13 protein-coding genes are annotated in these 15,595 nt (G+C 68.9%); 10 read left to right on the forward strand and 3 right to left on the reverse strand.

Annotated features, from left to right (window positions below; translation table 11 throughout):
* Window positions 1–26: 26 nt before the first annotated feature.
* Both AB0B64_RS41825 and AB0B64_RS41830 read right to left on the reverse strand, forming a co-directional pair.
* The gene (locus AB0B64_RS41825) at window positions 27–440 is read right to left on the reverse strand and encodes a hypothetical protein (RefSeq protein WP_358185094.1); all 414 of its coding nucleotides are present in this window, start codon (window positions 438–440) and stop codon (window positions 27–29) included.
* 400 nt (window positions 441–840) lie between these two features.
* Complete coding sequence (locus AB0B64_RS41830; protein WP_358185096.1) at window positions 841–1,569, reverse strand: hypothetical protein; 729 nt, start codon at window positions 1,567–1,569, stop codon at window positions 841–843.
* 199 nt (window positions 1,570–1,768) lie between these two features.
* Between AB0B64_RS41830 and AB0B64_RS41835 the strand changes: the two genes are divergently transcribed.
* From AB0B64_RS41835 to AB0B64_RS41880, 10 genes are all read left to right on the forward strand, one after another.
* On the forward strand, window positions 1,769–2,974 hold the full coding sequence (locus AB0B64_RS41835; protein WP_358185099.1) for a histidine kinase: 1,206 nt from the start codon (window positions 1,769–1,771) through the stop codon (window positions 2,972–2,974).
* Window positions 2,971–3,648 (forward strand): response regulator transcription factor, encoded by a 678-nt coding sequence (locus AB0B64_RS41840; RefSeq protein ID WP_357955277.1) that lies wholly within the window; start codon window positions 2,971–2,973, stop codon window positions 3,646–3,648. The genes AB0B64_RS41835 and AB0B64_RS41840 overlap by 4 nt, the downstream gene beginning before the upstream one ends.
* A gap of 617 nt (window positions 3,649–4,265) precedes the next feature.
* Entirely contained in the window at window positions 4,266–4,403 is a 138-nt protein-coding gene (locus tag AB0B64_RS41845) for an MbtH family NRPS accessory protein (protein WP_358185255.1), read from the forward strand.
* Window positions 4,404–4,448: 45 nt separating this feature from the next.
* A complete protein-coding gene (locus tag AB0B64_RS41850; protein ID WP_358185102.1) occupies window positions 4,449–4,649 on the forward strand; it encodes a hypothetical protein in 201 nt (66 codons plus the stop codon).
* A 109-nt stretch (window positions 4,650–4,758) separates the two neighbouring features.
* Entirely contained in the window at window positions 4,759–5,832 is a 1,074-nt protein-coding gene (locus tag AB0B64_RS41855; RefSeq protein ID WP_358185105.1) for a MoxR family ATPase, read from the forward strand.
* Window positions 5,829–7,166: a VWA-like domain-containing protein gene (locus AB0B64_RS41860; RefSeq protein ID WP_358185108.1), complete on the forward strand. Its 1,338-nt coding sequence runs from the start codon at window positions 5,829–5,831 to the stop codon at window positions 7,164–7,166. Before AB0B64_RS41855 ends, AB0B64_RS41860 begins: the two co-directional genes overlap by 4 nt.
* Entirely contained in the window at window positions 7,163–7,909 is a 747-nt protein-coding gene (locus AB0B64_RS41865) for a hypothetical protein (protein WP_357955285.1), read from the forward strand. The genes AB0B64_RS41860 and AB0B64_RS41865 overlap by 4 nt, the downstream gene beginning before the upstream one ends.
* 1,084 nt (window positions 7,910–8,993) lie before the next feature.
* On the forward strand, window positions 8,994–10,760 hold the full coding sequence (locus tag AB0B64_RS41870; protein ID WP_358185111.1) for a DUF4158 domain-containing protein: 1,767 nt from the start codon (window positions 8,994–8,996) through the stop codon (window positions 10,758–10,760).
* Window positions 10,761–10,789: 29 nt separating this feature from the next.
* Entirely contained in the window at window positions 10,790–11,524 is a 735-nt protein-coding gene (locus AB0B64_RS41875) for a Tn3 family transposase (protein ID WP_358185115.1), read from the forward strand.
* Between the two features lie 99 nt (window positions 11,525–11,623).
* Window positions 11,624–11,944, forward strand: a complete 321-nt coding sequence (locus AB0B64_RS41880) for a hypothetical protein (RefSeq protein ID WP_358185119.1) — start codon at window positions 11,624–11,626, stop codon at window positions 11,942–11,944.
* A 55-nt stretch (window positions 11,945–11,999) separates the two neighbouring features.
* Here AB0B64_RS41880 and AB0B64_RS41885 read toward each other — a convergent pair whose 3' ends face one another.
* Complete coding sequence (locus AB0B64_RS41885) at window positions 12,000–15,503, reverse strand: hypothetical protein (RefSeq protein WP_358185122.1); 3,504 nt, start codon at window positions 15,501–15,503, stop codon at window positions 12,000–12,002.
* Window positions 15,504–15,595: the final 92 nt, after the last annotated feature.

Below are 15,595 nucleotides of genomic sequence, written 5' to 3' on the forward strand. Positions count from 1 at the left end.
CGCTCGCTCCGGCGCATCGGCGGCATCTACGAGTGACAGGGAATTTCCAGCACCGGCAGCCCGTACTCGGCGGTCCAGCCGGTGATCTGGGCCCGCAAGGTGTCCTTCTCCGCGGCCAGGTATAGCGCCACCGGCTGGTGTTCCATCCGGTCGCGCCGGTACAGCTCGGGCACGTCGGCGAGGATCTCACCGGGGTCGGTGTAGGCGAGCGGGGCGTGGATCGCGCGCACCGCGTCGATCAGGTCCGGGAAAGCGCCGCGCCGACGCGCCTCGGCCAGGTGAGCCGACAGCTTGCGGCAGGCCGCCGCGGTGTTCGGGATGACGCCGGCCACGGCCAGGCGGTAGAAGCACTGCCGCAGCGTCACCCCGCCCTCATAGGCGGCGATCACCACTCGGGCCTGCTCAACGACCTCGGCCCACCGGATCCGGCCCGGGTACATATGTACCCGTTCTTCCCCGCATCGGGGCCGTACGCCGCGGCCCGGCGCCCTTTCCCGTACAGGCGCGCGAGCGGACACCGACGATGAACGCGGACGTTACCTGTGTCGGCAGCAGCACGCGCCCGGGTCGCTGACACCCGTGGGAGCCGGTTCCGGGGTCAGGTCGCCGACGGGTTGATACCTGCTACCCGCCTGTTCAGCGGGGGCGTCGCGCTGCTAGCGGCCCTGCTTCCGGAAGCAGGGCCGGTCACTGCGCGACGGTCAAACTGCTGCCCGGGGTGGGGCATACGCCGATCGTGGAGGATCCGCCGCGAACCGCCGCACTCCTTCTGTCCTTCACCGCGCTCGCGGCAGGACCACGGCGCCCGTAACGGCGGCGAGGGCCGCCACAGTGACGGGATCAGATCGTGCCGGCGCGATAGCGTCCGACGAGGCGCAGGCCGATGAGAGCCAGCGGCGAGAAACCCACCAGCACCGCGGCTGCGGTGGCCAGAGGGAGGTCGGCCGGGATCATGATGAGGCCGGCGACGCCGGCGACATACAGCGGCACCGTCCACCACTGCACGACACCGGCGCGGAGGAGCCCGACGAGGACCAGGACCGGGCCCAGCAGGTTGAACGGAGTGGTGCCGTCCCACAGCGCCAGCAACGACGACTGCTGGAATCCCTGGAACACGGTTGCGGCCTGGTGCGGAGTGAGGTGCGTAGCGGCCGAGAGGTTCCACCAGTCGCTGAGCAGCATGCCGGAAAGGTTGGCGAAGCCGATGGCGGCGAGCACGGATCCGGTGAGTACCGGCCAGAAGCCCCGGCGGCTGCGCACGAGTGCCGGACCGGCGAGGATGCCCAGCCCGAACAGCAGGTTCGCGTAGTGCAGGAACAGCGCGGAGACCTGGGTCTGGGTGGCGTCGCGCCCCAGAGAGGCGATGTACACGACGCCGTCGAGGTTCTCGGCCGCCGGTGTGGTCGCCATGCCGGCGGCGAACAGGACGGGGCCTGCGATGAGAGCGGTCCCGGCGAGGAGATGCAGAGCCCCTCGCCGGCGGGTGCTGAGGGGTGGTTCGGCGGTTTCGATGGCGGCGGTGGACTTCCTGCCGTGGTCCATTCCGGGAACGAACGGGCTGGTGGTCATGGTTTACATCCTTTCGAGGATCGCCCCGTGGCCGTTGGCGGGCCGGTCGGTGATGTGATCGATCGTCACTCACCTCGTTCTCAACGCGCCTCCGCAGTCAAGTGCCTGATCCGCCTCCGCCGGGAGGGGGAAGACGGTGGCCGGTCCCTCCGTCGCAGGGGGGAACCACCAGCGCCCCGTCACGCTTAGCATTTGCAGCATGCGAGGACGGCGACCGGGTGACCTGCGGCTTCTGGCGTGGCTGCTGCCGCCGACGATGGGGGTGCTCGCGGTCGTCGAAGCGCTGTCGAACGAGCGTTTCGACCCGACGCCGGTTCACCTGAGCGTGGTCGCCGCCTGGGTTCCGATGGGCCTGGTGCTGGCCCGATGGCGGCCGGCCATCGGTACCGTCGTCGTCGCCGCCTTCTACCCCGTTGTGATCCTGTTGGACATCCCCGGGCCCGGCGGGGTCGGACTCATCTCCACGCTGCTCGCCGTCGGCTGGGCCGGCTTCGGGGAGCCTGTCCGCCGGTCGCGCTGGGCTCTCATCGCCGCCATGCTGATATACGCGGCCTCCGACACGATGCGTGCCGGGTTCTCCTGGGTGAACGTCTTCTTCCCACTGATCTTCGTTGTGGGCTGGTGGAGCGGCGTCCTGGTGCAGCGCGAGCAGGGACGCAGCCGTGCCTTCGCCGAGATGGCGGCAACCCTGGACGCCCAGCGGGAGGCGGTGGCGCACGCCGCTGTCATAGAGGAACGGACCCGCATAGCCCGGGAGATCCACGATGCGGTCGCCCACTCGGTGAGCATCATGACGCTGCAGATCGGCGGCCTGCGGAGTCAATTGGAGGACGTACTGGAACACCGGCCGGCCGAGCGTGAGGTGATGCTCGGGCTTGAGCGGCTGGGACGCCAGTCCGTCGAGGAACTGCGGTCACTCGTCGGCATCATGCGCAAATCAGGTTCGGAGTCCCCTACAGCGCCGACGCCGTCACTCGCCCTGGCCGAGCAGTTGATCGCCGATGTACGTGCGGCAGGTCTGCCCGCCCAACTGCGGGTGGAAGGCGTGCCGACGCCTCTGCACCAGGCGCTGGACGTCTCGGCATACCGGGTGCTCCAGGAGGCGTTGACCAACGTCCTGCGGCACGCGCCCGGCGGCCACGCCGAGGTGGCCATCCGGTACGCGGCGGACACCGTGACGATCGAGGTGCGCGATGACGGGGCAGGCGAGGCGACAGGCGAGGGGGCGGCGCTCCCCGGAAGCCGGGCCGACCACCCGCCCGGTGCGGACCGCACCGGCGGGCACGGTTTGATCGGTATGCGCGAACGTACCGCGATATTCGGCGGAACCCTTCAGGCGGCCCCCCGCCCCGAGGGCGGGTTCGCGGTGACCGCGTGCTTCCCGATCCGACGGAGGTGGCCATGAGCATCCGGGTCGTGCTCGTCGACGACCAGGCGATGGTCCGCGTTGGTCTGCGGATGATTCTCACCGCCCAACGCGACATCGATGTCGTGGGTGAGGCGGAAGACGGAGCGTCCGCCGTCGAAGTCGTCCAACGGACGCGTCCGGACGTCGTTCTCATGGACATCCGGATGCCGGACGTCGATGGCATCGAAGGCACACGGCGTGTTCTCGCCGCGCACCGGGAGGTCAAGGTAGTGATCTTGACCACCTTTGACGAGGACGGCTACATCGAGGGAGCGCTACGGGCCGGTGCGAGCGGGTTTCTCCTCAAGGTCTCGCCTCCGGAACAACTGGTCGAGGCGGTGCGCACCGTGGCGTCCGGCGGCGGCCTCCTCGACCCCTCCGTCACGCTGCGGGTCATCGAGTCGTTCGCCGCGGCTACGCCCACGCGTACGCCCCGCGCCGAAATACTGTCCACGCTGACGGAGCGCGAGCGAGACGTTCTGAGCCTGATGGCTCGTGGCATGTCGAACGCCGAGATCGCCGGCCGGCTGTACCTGGGCGAGGCCACGATCAAAACACATGTGTCCAATGTGCTCGCCAAGCTGGGCGTACGAGACAGGGTGCAGGCGGTCGTCGCTGCCTATGAGACCGGCCACGTACGACCCGGTGAAGACCCTCACCCTCCGAGGTGATCGTCGAGCACAGCTGTGACGAAGTCGGGTCGCCCCTGGCCGCAGACGGAGGCTCGACGACAGGCGGAGGGGGCGCCGCAACAGCCTCGGGGCTTGAGCAGCAACCGAACCGTCAGTGGCGTTCGCGAGCCGCCGAGGGCTGGCTGGTTATGTCGGTGGAAACGAGAGCCGAATGTCGGCTTTTCCGGGAGCCGTTTCAGATGCTTCCGAGCTGCGCGCCTGTCGTTTAGTTCGGGAGCCGCTCGGCCTGCGTGAGGGGTGGGGGCGGACATGAACACCAGCCCGTGTCTCGGTCGATAGCGAGCGGGTGGGTGTTCAGCGACAGTGATGCTGCGGCGGGCTCAGCGTCGGCGGTCGGTCACGGTTCAGGCGCCCAGTGAAATACAGGTCGGAGGTGATGACGACGTCGTGGCGGGCGACCCAGGTGACCAGGGGCATGAGGTGGTCGACGAGGTCAGCGTCCAGCGGAGTGAGGGCGTATTCGACGCGGGGTCGGCCTGCAGGAACTGGTCCGCCCCTTGCGGAACGGACGCGGCGGTCCTGGGGCGAACCCAGCCGGAAAGGAAGAAACGCGATGACCAACCCCTTCGAGGACCCGGGCGGTCCGCTACCTGGCGCTGGCGAATGACGAGGGCCAGCGCTCGCCCTGGCCGGTGTTCATCGACGTGCCAGACGGCTGGACCGTGGTGCACCCGGAGGGACCTGATCTCTGTCGGCCGTCATCTTTGGTTGACGCGCGCCGGTCGTCAACCTAGGATGACGGTACGGAGCCCGACCGCATCACAGTGCTCGCCCAGGCGGTGAACGCCGGCAACCCGATCGACTCGCTCGCGACCATCGCCGAGCTCCGCCGTGAGATGGCGCGCCTGGAGGCGGTGACGGTCCGCCGAGCCCGTGCCCAGGGCAACAGCAGGACGGAGATCGCCGCCACTTTGGGCATCAGCAAGCAGGCGGTGCACAAGAAGTACGGCGGCCGGGGCCTGTTCCGCAACCAGGAATAGCCGACAGACACCACACCGAACGTCAGCGTCACGGCTCGACGTTCCGATACATGCTGCCCGGAAACGGTTTGGGCGGCCGACGAGGAGGACGACAATGGCGGCACCATCAGTGACACGAGAAGCTCTCGCGGTCGCGGTGACGGCCAATCTGCCGGTCATCGTATGGGGTGCGCCGGGTACCGGCAAGACGTCCGTGGTGACCGCGCTCGGCTCGACCGTCGGCCTGCCGGTCGAGGTGGTGGTCGGCTCGATCCGCGAGCCCAGCGACTTCTCCGGGCTGCCGGTGCTGCGTGACGGCAGCACCTGGTTCGCGCCGCCGCGATGGGCCGAACGGCTCGCCGCCGAGGACGGCGGGCTGCTGTTCCTCGACGAGCTGACCACCGCGCCGCCGGCCGTGCAGGCCGCCATGCTGCGGGTGGTGCTGGAGCGCACGGTCGGTGACCTGGTGCTGCCGGACAAGGTGCGGATCGTGGCCGCCGCCAACCCGCCGGAACAGGCCGCCGACGGCTGGGACCTGTCCGCGCCGCTGGCCAACCGGCTCATCCACTTGAACTGGACGGTCTCGGCCGAGGACATCGCCGAGGGCTTCGTCGGCGGGTTCCCCGTGCCGGAGTTCGACGTGAAGGACACAGCCGGGCCCGCCGAGGTCGCCGGCGCACGGGCGCTGGTCGGGGCGTTCCTGCGGGTACGGCCGGAACTCGTGCTGGCGGTGCCCGACAGTCCCGACCGGGCGGGCCGCGGCTGGCCCAGCCCGCGTAGCTGGGAGATGGCCGCACGGGCGGTCGCCGCGTGCGAGCACATGGGCGCCGGCGAGCTGGTCCTGGCCGAGCTGGTGCTCGGCGCGGTCGGTGAGGCGGCCGGGTTCGAGCTGCTTTCCTGGCGCCGCAACCTTGACCTGCCCGACCCGAAGACCCTGCTGAACGACCCCCAGGCCCGCCTGCCCGAACGCCTCGATCGGCTGCATGCCCTGCTAGCCGCGGTGGTGGCATACGTGCAATCGGACGGCACGGCCGACACGTGGGAGCGGGCGTGGGCGGTGATGGCCCGGGTCGCGCGCACGGCGCCGGACGTGGCGGCGGCCGCGGCCCGGCCGCTGGCCCGCTCCCGGCCCGAGGGCGCGGCCCTGCCCAAGACGATGCTCGAACTCGCGCCGGTACTGCGCTCGGCGGGGCTCATGCCATGAGCGCCGACGGCCCCCGCGCTCCCGCCTACGAAGAGGCGGTGCGCGCCAGCATCGCCGCCGCGCGGCTGTGGGCGGCGCACCAGGCGCCTTACCTCGCCTCGGCCGTCTTCGCCCTCAAACCGGTCATCCTGGAATCGGCCCTGGACGAGGACACCGGCGTGCCCGTCGCCGACCCTGACTTCCGCGCCTTTCCCGCCGACACCCGGTGGAACCTGTACGTGGAACCGGGCACCGCGCTGGCCACCCCGGTCGAGGAGGTCGGCTGGTGGATGCTGCACCAGGTGGGCCATCTGGTGCGCGGCCACGCGGCCCGCTCGCCGGTGCGGCCGGAAGCGGACCACGAGGTGAGCCACGCCGCCGGGGCGGTCCGCGACGAGGAGGCCCACCGCTGGAACCAAGCCGCCGACGCCGAGATCAACGACGACCTGGAGGCCGAGGACCTGCGCGGCCCGGCGGGCGTGGTGTCGCCCACCGAGCTGGGCCTTCCGACCAACTGCACCGCTGAGGAGTACGTGCCGATGCTCGACGTGCTGGCCCAGGCGATGGGCCGCGGCGGGCGGGCACTGGCCGAGGCGATCGACTGCGGCAGCGCCGTGGACGGGCAGGAGCGCACGTACGAGGACAGCGGATCCGGCGACGGGCTCACCCAGCTCGACCGGGAACTGCTCGAACGCTCCATCGCGGCCGGCATCCAGGACAGGATCAGCGCGCGCAGCGAGGTGCCGTCGGGGTGGCGCCGCTGGGCCGAGGAGCGCCTGCGCCCCTCGGTGAACTGGCGGACCCGCCTGGGCGCGATGATCCGGCGCGGGGTGAGCACGGTGGCCGGGCAGGTCGACTTCAGCTATCGCCGCCCGTCGCGCCGCGTCGGCGCGTACACCGACATCGTGCTCCCCTCGATGGTGCGCGCGGTCCCGGACACCGTACTGGTGATCGACACCTCCGGCAGCGTCACCAACGACGTGCTGAACCGGCTGCTCGCCGAGGTGACCGGGATCATCGAGGGCGTGACCGGGCCGAACCGGCGGCTGCGGGCGTTCTGCTGTGACGTCCACCCCCACCCCGTCCAGGTGGTGCGCCGGGCGAGCGACATCGAACTGGCCGGTGGCGGCGGCACCGACATGCGGGCCGGCATCGCCGCGGCGATGGCCCTGCGGCCCCGTCCCGACCTGGTCATCGTGCTGACCGACGGCGAGACGCCGTGGCCCGAGCAGCGCCCTGCGACACATGTGCTGGTCTGCCTGATCGGCGACGGTGGGCACGCGCCCGACTGGGCGTCCGTGGCCCGCCTCCCGGCGGACCTGCCGCGGCGGACGTCGGCGAAAGGAGAGTCATGACAACCGGCTACGCTGACGAGCCGAGCCCCGAGCCGCTGCACGAGTGGCGGCAACACGGTTTCACCGTCGCCGAGGCCCGGCAGTGGATCGAGCACGGCTTCTCGATCAACGACGCGAAGCGGTGGCGCAAGTCCGGCGTCTACACCGCCGCTGACGCGCGGCCGTGGCGCACCGCCGGAGCCACCCCGTACACCGTGGATCTGTGGCTACGGGCCGGCATGACCCCGCGGGAGGCGGTGCAGTGGCGCGAGCTGGGCTACTCCCCCCAGGAGGCGGCCGACCGGCACCTCGCCGGGGAACGCCCGCACCCACGCGGCTGGCTGTGGCGGCTGCTGCGCTGGGGCGAGAAGCCGGGCGATGCGTTCGCCGACGAGGAACGCTCCGGCAGCATGCGTCAGCTGCTGCGGGCCGGCGTCCCGGCCGGCCGGGCCCGCGCTTACGTTGAGGCAGGCTGGACCGGCGCCGCGGTGGAGTGGGCGAAACGCGGCATCGAGGCGGGACAGGCACGGGTCTTCGACGCGCTCGGCCTGTCCGCCCGTGAGGCCGAACGGGTGCTCGTCTCGGGGCAGGACGCTATTTCCCTGATGACTGAGTTCTGGCGCGCCGGGGTGCCGATCGACGAGGTGGCGGCCTGGCGTTCGGCGGGTTTCACCGCCCAGGAGGCGGCCCGGATGCGGGCCGAGGGCACCGACGTCGAGCAGGCCAAGGTGCTGCGGGCCTTGACCGAGGGCGACGATTCCTGACCGAGAGGGGCGAGAAGTATGAGCTGATCCAAAGCCGCGATCCTCGCCGAGGGGCTACGCAAGGGCTATCGCGGGGTGACCGCGCTGGACGGCCTGGATCTCGCGGTGCCGACAGGCACCGTGCAGGCAGCCCGGCGGCAATGCAGAAATTTCCAACGGATACGGGGGTCGAGCAGCGATGGAACGGTCGTGGCGTTAGCGAGGCGTCGGGGCGCGGCTTACCGTCACTCGCCGTTCCGATCCGGGCGGTTGCCGGGGGCCCGGTGCCGGTAGGCCTCCCCCGGGGTGACCGACCTGCCAGCGGACGATGCGACTGCAAGCTATTCATCAGCGTAGGCGAGTGCGCCGTTCGCTGCGCGCGACAAGGGGGTTGTGGAGCCCCGAGGACCGCTCACGCCCAAAGCGGCGGCCTTGTGGTCCCGGTTATCGGGCGTTGCCAAGAGATGTCAAGCGTTGCCAAGCGTTTGTTGTCGCCGGACATAGGTCACCTCGAAAAAGCGCCCACCAAGGTGACGGGAACCTAACCCGGCACGATGGCGGTCGCGGCCGCTCCGGTCATCGCACGCTCGGCGATGAGGGATTACCTACTGCAATCGGTCCCGAGCGGTTCGCCCCGACGCGGGTAGCGCTGGTAATAGGCCCTCCGCTCGCCAACCGAAGATGTCCCCAGCCGCCAGGTAGCGGGTGGGAGATCACGATTGCGGTTCGTGATCGTTTCGGATGGGTGAATGCGGCTGCTTGGTGTGGTTCGGGGCTTGAGCAGCAGTGGAACGGCCCAGCGACGCTAAGGGGATCAAGTACGCCCGATCTCCGCAATGAGGCCGCTGGTGTGAGCCGTCGCCCCGGACGTCGGTGCTTGGCCGAAGTGCTTGACCTCAAACGTGGTTGAAGTCGCAGACTGATGCCATGATCTTCACTGACGGAGAGCGCGCCTACCTGGGGTTTTGGGACTATCCGGCCGGAATTGAACGATAAGCCTCCGCCGCAGGTCAGGGGGTTGCGGGTTGAGGCGTCGCGGTCGGGCTGATCTCGGTTTGGGCGTACCGGGTGGTAGACGGTCATTGATCTCATACCGTCGCGGTTTATGTCGTTTCAGTACTTGTCCGAGGAGCAGAGGGCCCGCTATCGGCGGTTCTTGACTGATCCGTCGCCGGAGGATCTGGAGCGGTTCTTCTATCTGGACGCGGACGCGTTGGTGGAGGTGGCGAAGAAGCGCGGTCCGCACAACCGGCTCGGCTGGGGTCTGAAGTGGGGGACGGTGCGGATGCTCGGCACGTTTCTGGCCGATCCTGGCGATGTCCCGCATGTGGCGGTCGACTACGTCGCCGAGCAGCTCGGGGTGGCGGATCCTTCGTGTATCAAGCACTACGCGGAGCGGCTTCCGACCCAGCATGAGCACGCGCGGGAGATCCGCGAGCTGTTGGAGTTGCGGGAGTTCGCGGAGGCGGAGGCGGAGCTGCGAGTGTTCGTAGCGTCGCGGGCGGAGCAGACGCGGGATTCTCGGCGTGAGCTGTTCGACCGGGCGGTGGTGTGGTTGATCGAGAACCGGGTGTTGCTGCCGGGGATCACGACGCTGGCGGCGCTGGTCACGAGTGTGCGGGCGGAGCGGCTGGCTGCGGTCAACGAGCATCTGGTGGAGCAGACGCCGGTGGAGATGCGGCGGGAACTGCTGGAGACTCTGGTCGTGCCGACAGGGAAGAAGGTGTCGCCGCTGGAGTGGATGCGGACGGCGGTGTCGGTGGTGTCCGGGGCGGGGATGAAGGAGGCGTTGAACCGGTCGGTGGCGGTGTGGGCGTTCGGTGCGGGCGCGGTGGATGCGGGCGGGGTCGCTCCGGTGAAGCTGACGGAGCTGGCCGCCTACGGGATGTCGGCGAAGGCGCCGAAGATCGGGCAGTTGAAGGGGAGCCGGCGGGTCGCGACGTTGCTGGCGACGATGCGGAATCTGGAGGGCGTGTCGGTCGATGACGCGTTACTGCTGTTCGATCTGCTGATGTCGACGAAACTGCTGGCGAGGGCGAGCCGGGATGAGAAGAACGCGAAGCTGAAGTCGCTGCCCAAGTTGCGCAAGGCCGCGCTGCAGGCCGAGTCGGCGCTGCGGGCCGTGCTGGACACCCCGATGACCCAGCAGGAACAGCCTCCGCAGCCCGATGACCAGGCTGAGGAGAGCGCCGAGTCGGGGCCGGTGGTGCGGGAGACGACCGCGTCGGAGATGATCGCACGGATCGCGTCGGTGGTACCGATCGAGCAGTTGGAAGCGGCGCTCGCGGTGATCAAGGAGTTGGTGCCTCCGGCCGGTGAGGATGAGGATCTGGCGTGGCGGGCGGAGCTGACGAACCGGTTCGCCTCGGTGCGCGGGTTCGTCGAGCTGCTGGCCGACACGATCCCCTGGGGCGGCACCGACGCCGGTGCCGGTGTGGTCGCGGCGTTGCGGGGTCTGCCTCGTGTGCTCGCGTACGGCAAGCACGCCGGGGTGCAGCACATCGCGGCGCATAAGGATCTGGTGGCGGGGTCGTGGCGGCGGCTGGTGTATGACAATCCCGAGCTCGGCGAGCGGCTGATCGACCGGCACGCTTACACCTTCTGCGTCCTGGAGGCGCTGTGGTCTGCGCTGCGCAGCAAGGACGTGTACGCCGTCGGCGCGGACAAGTCGGGCGACCCGCGGGCCAAGCTGATCCCGGACGCCTTGTGGAGCGTGCACGCGCCGAGCATCCTGACCGCGCTCGGCCTTCCCGCCGACCCGGCCGAGCATCTGCGGAAACTGTCCGGCGACCTGGACGGGATCTATCGCGAGCTGGCCGACAGCCTGGAGGCCAACCCGGCCATCACGATCAAGGATGGCCGGTTGTCCTGACGACGGATACGGCGTCATATTCCAACATTGTGTTCGGTTTGTTCGCGATCTGCGGCTACCAGTTCGCGCCCCGGATCGCCGACATCGGCGATGCTCAGCAGTGGTGGATCGATCCTGCCGACGTCGGAGCGGCCGACAAGCGCACCACCCCGGCGGCCGCCGGGTACGGACGGTTGACCGAGCTGAACCTGCGCCGTGTCAACATCGCTTTGATCAAGCAGCACTGGCCGCAGATGCTCCAGGTCGCCGGCTCGTTGGTCACCAACAAGGTCCGCGCCTACGACCTGATCAAGATGATGACGGCCAACGGCCGCACCACTGGCCTCGGCCACGCGTTCGCGCACTACGGCCGGATTTTCAAGTCGATGCACCTGCTGCACGTCGCTCACCTGGAGGACTACCGCAGGATGATGGGTGCCCAGTTGAACGTCGGGGAGGGCCGCAACGGACTGGCGCGGGCGGTGTTCTTCGCCCATCACGGCCAGTTGCGCAGGGGTTATGAACGCGGTATCGAGGACCAGCTTGGCGCGCTCGGCCTCGGTTTGAACGCGATCATTTTCTGGAATTCGCTGTATATCGACGCCGCGGTGAAGAAACTCGCCGCCGGCGGCATGAAGATCGGCCCGGAGATCAGGGCTCACTTGTCACCGCTGCAGTGGGAACACATCAACTTTCATGGGACGTACCCGTTCGACCGGCCGGAACTGCCCGGCCGGTTGCGGGACCTGCGCGACCCCACCGCCGACGACGACCCGGAGCTGTGACGATCAGCGCGCCCTGGTAACCGTCGACGTGGAGGCGGAGCTGACCAAACTGGACGGTGGCGGCTGGAGACCGCTGCGCCGGGCGACTGCGGCGGTGATGTGACCCGCCAGGACCAGGAGGAGGCAACTTCCGGGGCGGGAGGCGTGCCGTCATGGCGCAGCTCGTCCATCGCGGTGGCCAGGTCGTGCTCGCCGCGGGCCAGGCGCATGTCGATGGAGCCGCCCTCGGAGACCGGCTTGATGATGACCGGCAGCTCGATAGCGTCGGCCAGGTCCTTGGCGACCACCTCGGCAGGAGCTCTCGTCGTCGATGACGTGGCCGGGCAGGACGAGGACGCTGACGCCGTGCGCGGCGACTATCGTCTTGGCGGCGGTCTTGTGCATCGCCGGGCGTTGGCAAGCACGCCGGACCCGGTGTAGGGGATGGCGAGGTGTTCCAGCAGGCCCTGCAGCTTGCCGGCTGGCTGCCCGTGGTTCAGGACTTGAACGTCAGGGCGCTGGCCGAGCAGGACATCGAGCCGTAGGCGAGGTTGAGCACTGTCGCGATGCCGACCGCGATGCCCCAGGAGGCGGGGTCGCTGTCGTCCGCCAGCACCGGCGACATCATGCCGTTGAGGTTGAAGCAGGTGCCGCCCCAGACGTTCAATTCGTCGACCTTGTCTGCCTCCGAATATGCGAACGCGCCGAGGGTCGGCACGAACCACACGAAGTTCGCGCCGAAGTCCAGGAAGGGAGAGACCGGGCTCCATGCCTTGTCCGCGGCCGATTCTTGCGCGGTCAGCCCGACGCCCATGTCTACGACTGCCTTCACGGTCATGAAATCCGCGATGACCTGGTTGGTGATGGCCCACCACTGCGGGTTCTGCAGGTCGGGGATCTGGCCCATGATGTCGGGAGACACGTAGAGCGGGTACGACAGGCCGTTGAGGATCGGGAAGACCTTGCTCTGCCGGTACTTCTTGGCCAGCGGTTGGAACACGCTCAGCGACACCGCTCCGACCACGGAGCTGACACCACCGGTGAGCACCAGGATGTCGTTGACTGAGGTCTGGATCTGCTCGGCCGCCGCCGGCCTGGCGGATGGGGCGGGCGTGGAGTTGCAGATCCGCCGGATGGTCGCGAAGTCCGGTGCGTCGATCAGCGCGGTCGTGGTGGCGTTGTCGGGGAATGGCGCAGCGTCGGCGATGAGCTTGTAGCCGATCGTGACCGGGATGGCGGCCACCAGGCAGGCCGCGTCGAGCAGGCTCAGGTCGTTGCCGGAGATCTTCTTGTACAGCCACGACAGGACGGGGATCTCGATGGTCGCGTTCAGGATCTCCAGGATGCCCTCGACGAGTTCGGCCAGCACGTTGATCGCCGCGATCAGGACGTTCTCGATGCTCTGCAATAGCGCGTCGGTGATGATCGCGATCGCTTGTTCGACGAGCTGGGTGAACGAGAGCTGGTCGATCTTGTCGATGACGTCGGTCTTGAAGCTGTGGAAGGCGAGCTCGAGGATGTCCTTTTCCCTGCCCAGGGCGTCCGCCAGCGGCTGGAGCGTGGCTGTCACGTCACCCGTGACCCCCTGGTTGGGCTGGGCGGTCGTGGTGCTGTTGGTCGCGTTGCTCTTCAGCTGGTGCAGCCCCCAGTTGCTCTGTGGGCTGTCCTGGCCGGGCACCGGTGTGGCGGCCGCCATGGCGCTGCTCCGGGTGGTGCCGCCCAGGCTCGCCGGAATGTCGTTCGGCAGGTCGGCCCACGTGTTGACGTAGCCCTGCAGCTGGATGAACGTGTTCTGCACCTGGGTCTCGGCGTCGCCGAGCCCGTCGATGCACTTCGCCAGATACCGCGTGAAGATGTTCTTCAGCACGTTGTGCGTGCGCACGATGTCGGACCAGGCGAACAGGAAGCCCAGCCACTTGATCAGGTCCTCGAAGAACACCTTGATCTTGTTGAAGATGAACTCCACGGCGTGCGCCACCGCGGCGACGCAGTCGAGCAACACGTCATAGACCTCGCCGGCGATCGTCGCGACGAAGTGGTAAATGCCCTCGACCTCCTGCACGAGGAAGCTTTCGACATCCTCGAAGCAGTGCTTCAGCCATGAGAAGAAGTCACCCATCGCCACCGAGATGTCCGAACCAATGCCGAGAGGGGCCTCCCCGAACGCCCGCGGGGCGAGGTGCGCGACGGCGTCGGCCCCCTCGTGATAGGTGAGCCCGCCGCCGGCGAACGAGATGCCCCACACCTGCGGTATGGCGCCGGCCCTGGCCGTGGGGATGGCGAAGTCGCCGGAGCCCTGCGAGGAGCCGTCCTGCGGCAGTCCGGCATTGATGTTCATCAACTGCACGACGGCCTTGGCCGCCGCGTCGCTGTCCGCTGTGGCGACGCTGGACGGCACGAGCGGCTGCTGCGTTCCGTCCGCGTTCGTGACCACGACGGCTCGCAGGTCGTCACCGGTCTGTACGGCGTCCAGCGTCGCGGTCGCCTTGCTCATGGGGTTGACCTCGGCCACGACGTCCGGCGTCTCGGTCAGGACGATGTGGAAGCAGACGGCGGCCAGGGACTGGGTCTCCTGGACGACGGTCAGCACCCCGGTCGCGTCGGTGGTCGTGTACACCGGCACGGTCGTCGAGAGCAGGTGGTACACGTCGTTCAGGTAGACGCTCACCGGGCTGGTCGCCGTCACCGCCACCGCGGTGTTCGGCGCCGCGAGACCGCTGTCGTCGGTGACGGTGACGTGAGTGGTGAAGCTGTTGAAGGCGATCACGTCGTCCGGGTCGGTGGCGGGCAACAGGATGGAGCGCTGGAGCCAGTCGGTGGTGACGGGGTCCTGGGTGAGCTGGATGAGGTCCTGGCCGTCCACGTCGGCGAACAGGACGTTGTTGCCGGCGCCGAGGTTCAGGAAGAACGCGAACTGCGCCGCAGTGGGCAGCAACGGCACCGGTGTCGACCACGCGGCCGGGTCCGCCTCGCTGCCCGCGGGGCAGCTCACGTAGCACAGGGTGCCCTGCGGGCCGAGGCCCCAGACCGCGGTGCGGTTGGCGTCGGTCACCGCGGCGAGGGTGTTGGCGCCTGCGATGAGATCGTCGGTCACGATCTGGACCGGCGTCGCCCGGTCGTGCTGGTTGTCCGGCGTGAAGAGGTACAGGCCGTCCGCGGCGGCCACGAACAGGTTGGTCACGCCGGAGCCATTGAGCGCGGATGCGATCGCGCTGGTTCCCGGCGGCGGCGTCAGCCGGGCGGGGGTGGGCGCATTGCCGGGCCGTTCGTAGTTGTACTGCGGCGTGAAGAGCAGTTGCGGCTCGCCGCTGATCGTGCCGAAGGTGTAGATGCCGGGAATGTGAAAGTCAGGACGGGGGTCGTTCGGCCGCTGCCCGAGGCAGTTCACGATGCTGCCGGCGGCGAGGTCGGCGGTGAGCTTGTGCAGGTTCCAGTGGGGCGACGTGCCCGGGGTGATGTAGTAGCGATCGAGCAGCCGCAACGGGTCATTCGGCCAACGCAGGATGTCGACCATGATGTTCTCGGCGGCACCGGAGTCGCCGGGCGTGGGGATGTTCATGATGTTCACGTCGGCGATGACGAGGGGGTCCGGTGCGGTGCCCGCGTCGAACGGGACGGCCGTCCAGGTGACGCCGTCCGCCCAGGCCGCGTCCGTGTTCGCGTTGCCGAGGGAGAGGTACAGGGCGTCCGCGCCGCCAACGGTCACCGCGAGCGCGATGTCGATGGCGAGGGTCTGGGCGTTCTGAGTGACGGCGAACGCCTTGGCCGTCACCGCCGCGCCGCCGTGGTTCGCCGACAGTGCGCTGCTGAGGTCGATCCTGTTCCAGCCCGTCGGGGTCTCGGTCACCTCGCGGGTGAGATAGCAGACGTTGTCGGTTCCGATCGAGAAGAAGAGCGCGTCGCCGTCCTGCGACTGGAGCACCTCGAAAGCCTGGTCGGGGGCCATGACCACGGCGGCCTTGTGGTTCTCCATCAGCTCGGACTCGAAAGAGATCTTCATGGGAATGTCAGCGCTTTCGGCCATGGCGGGCGGCGGCACGCGCCGCCCGCTCGAGGATTGTCCGGAACTACCTCGGAAATCGGGATCAGAAA

It is taken from the genome of Nonomuraea sp. NPDC049129, assembly GCF_040648495.1.
Taxonomy (GTDB): domain Bacteria; phylum Actinomycetota; class Actinomycetes; order Streptosporangiales; family Streptosporangiaceae; genus Nonomuraea.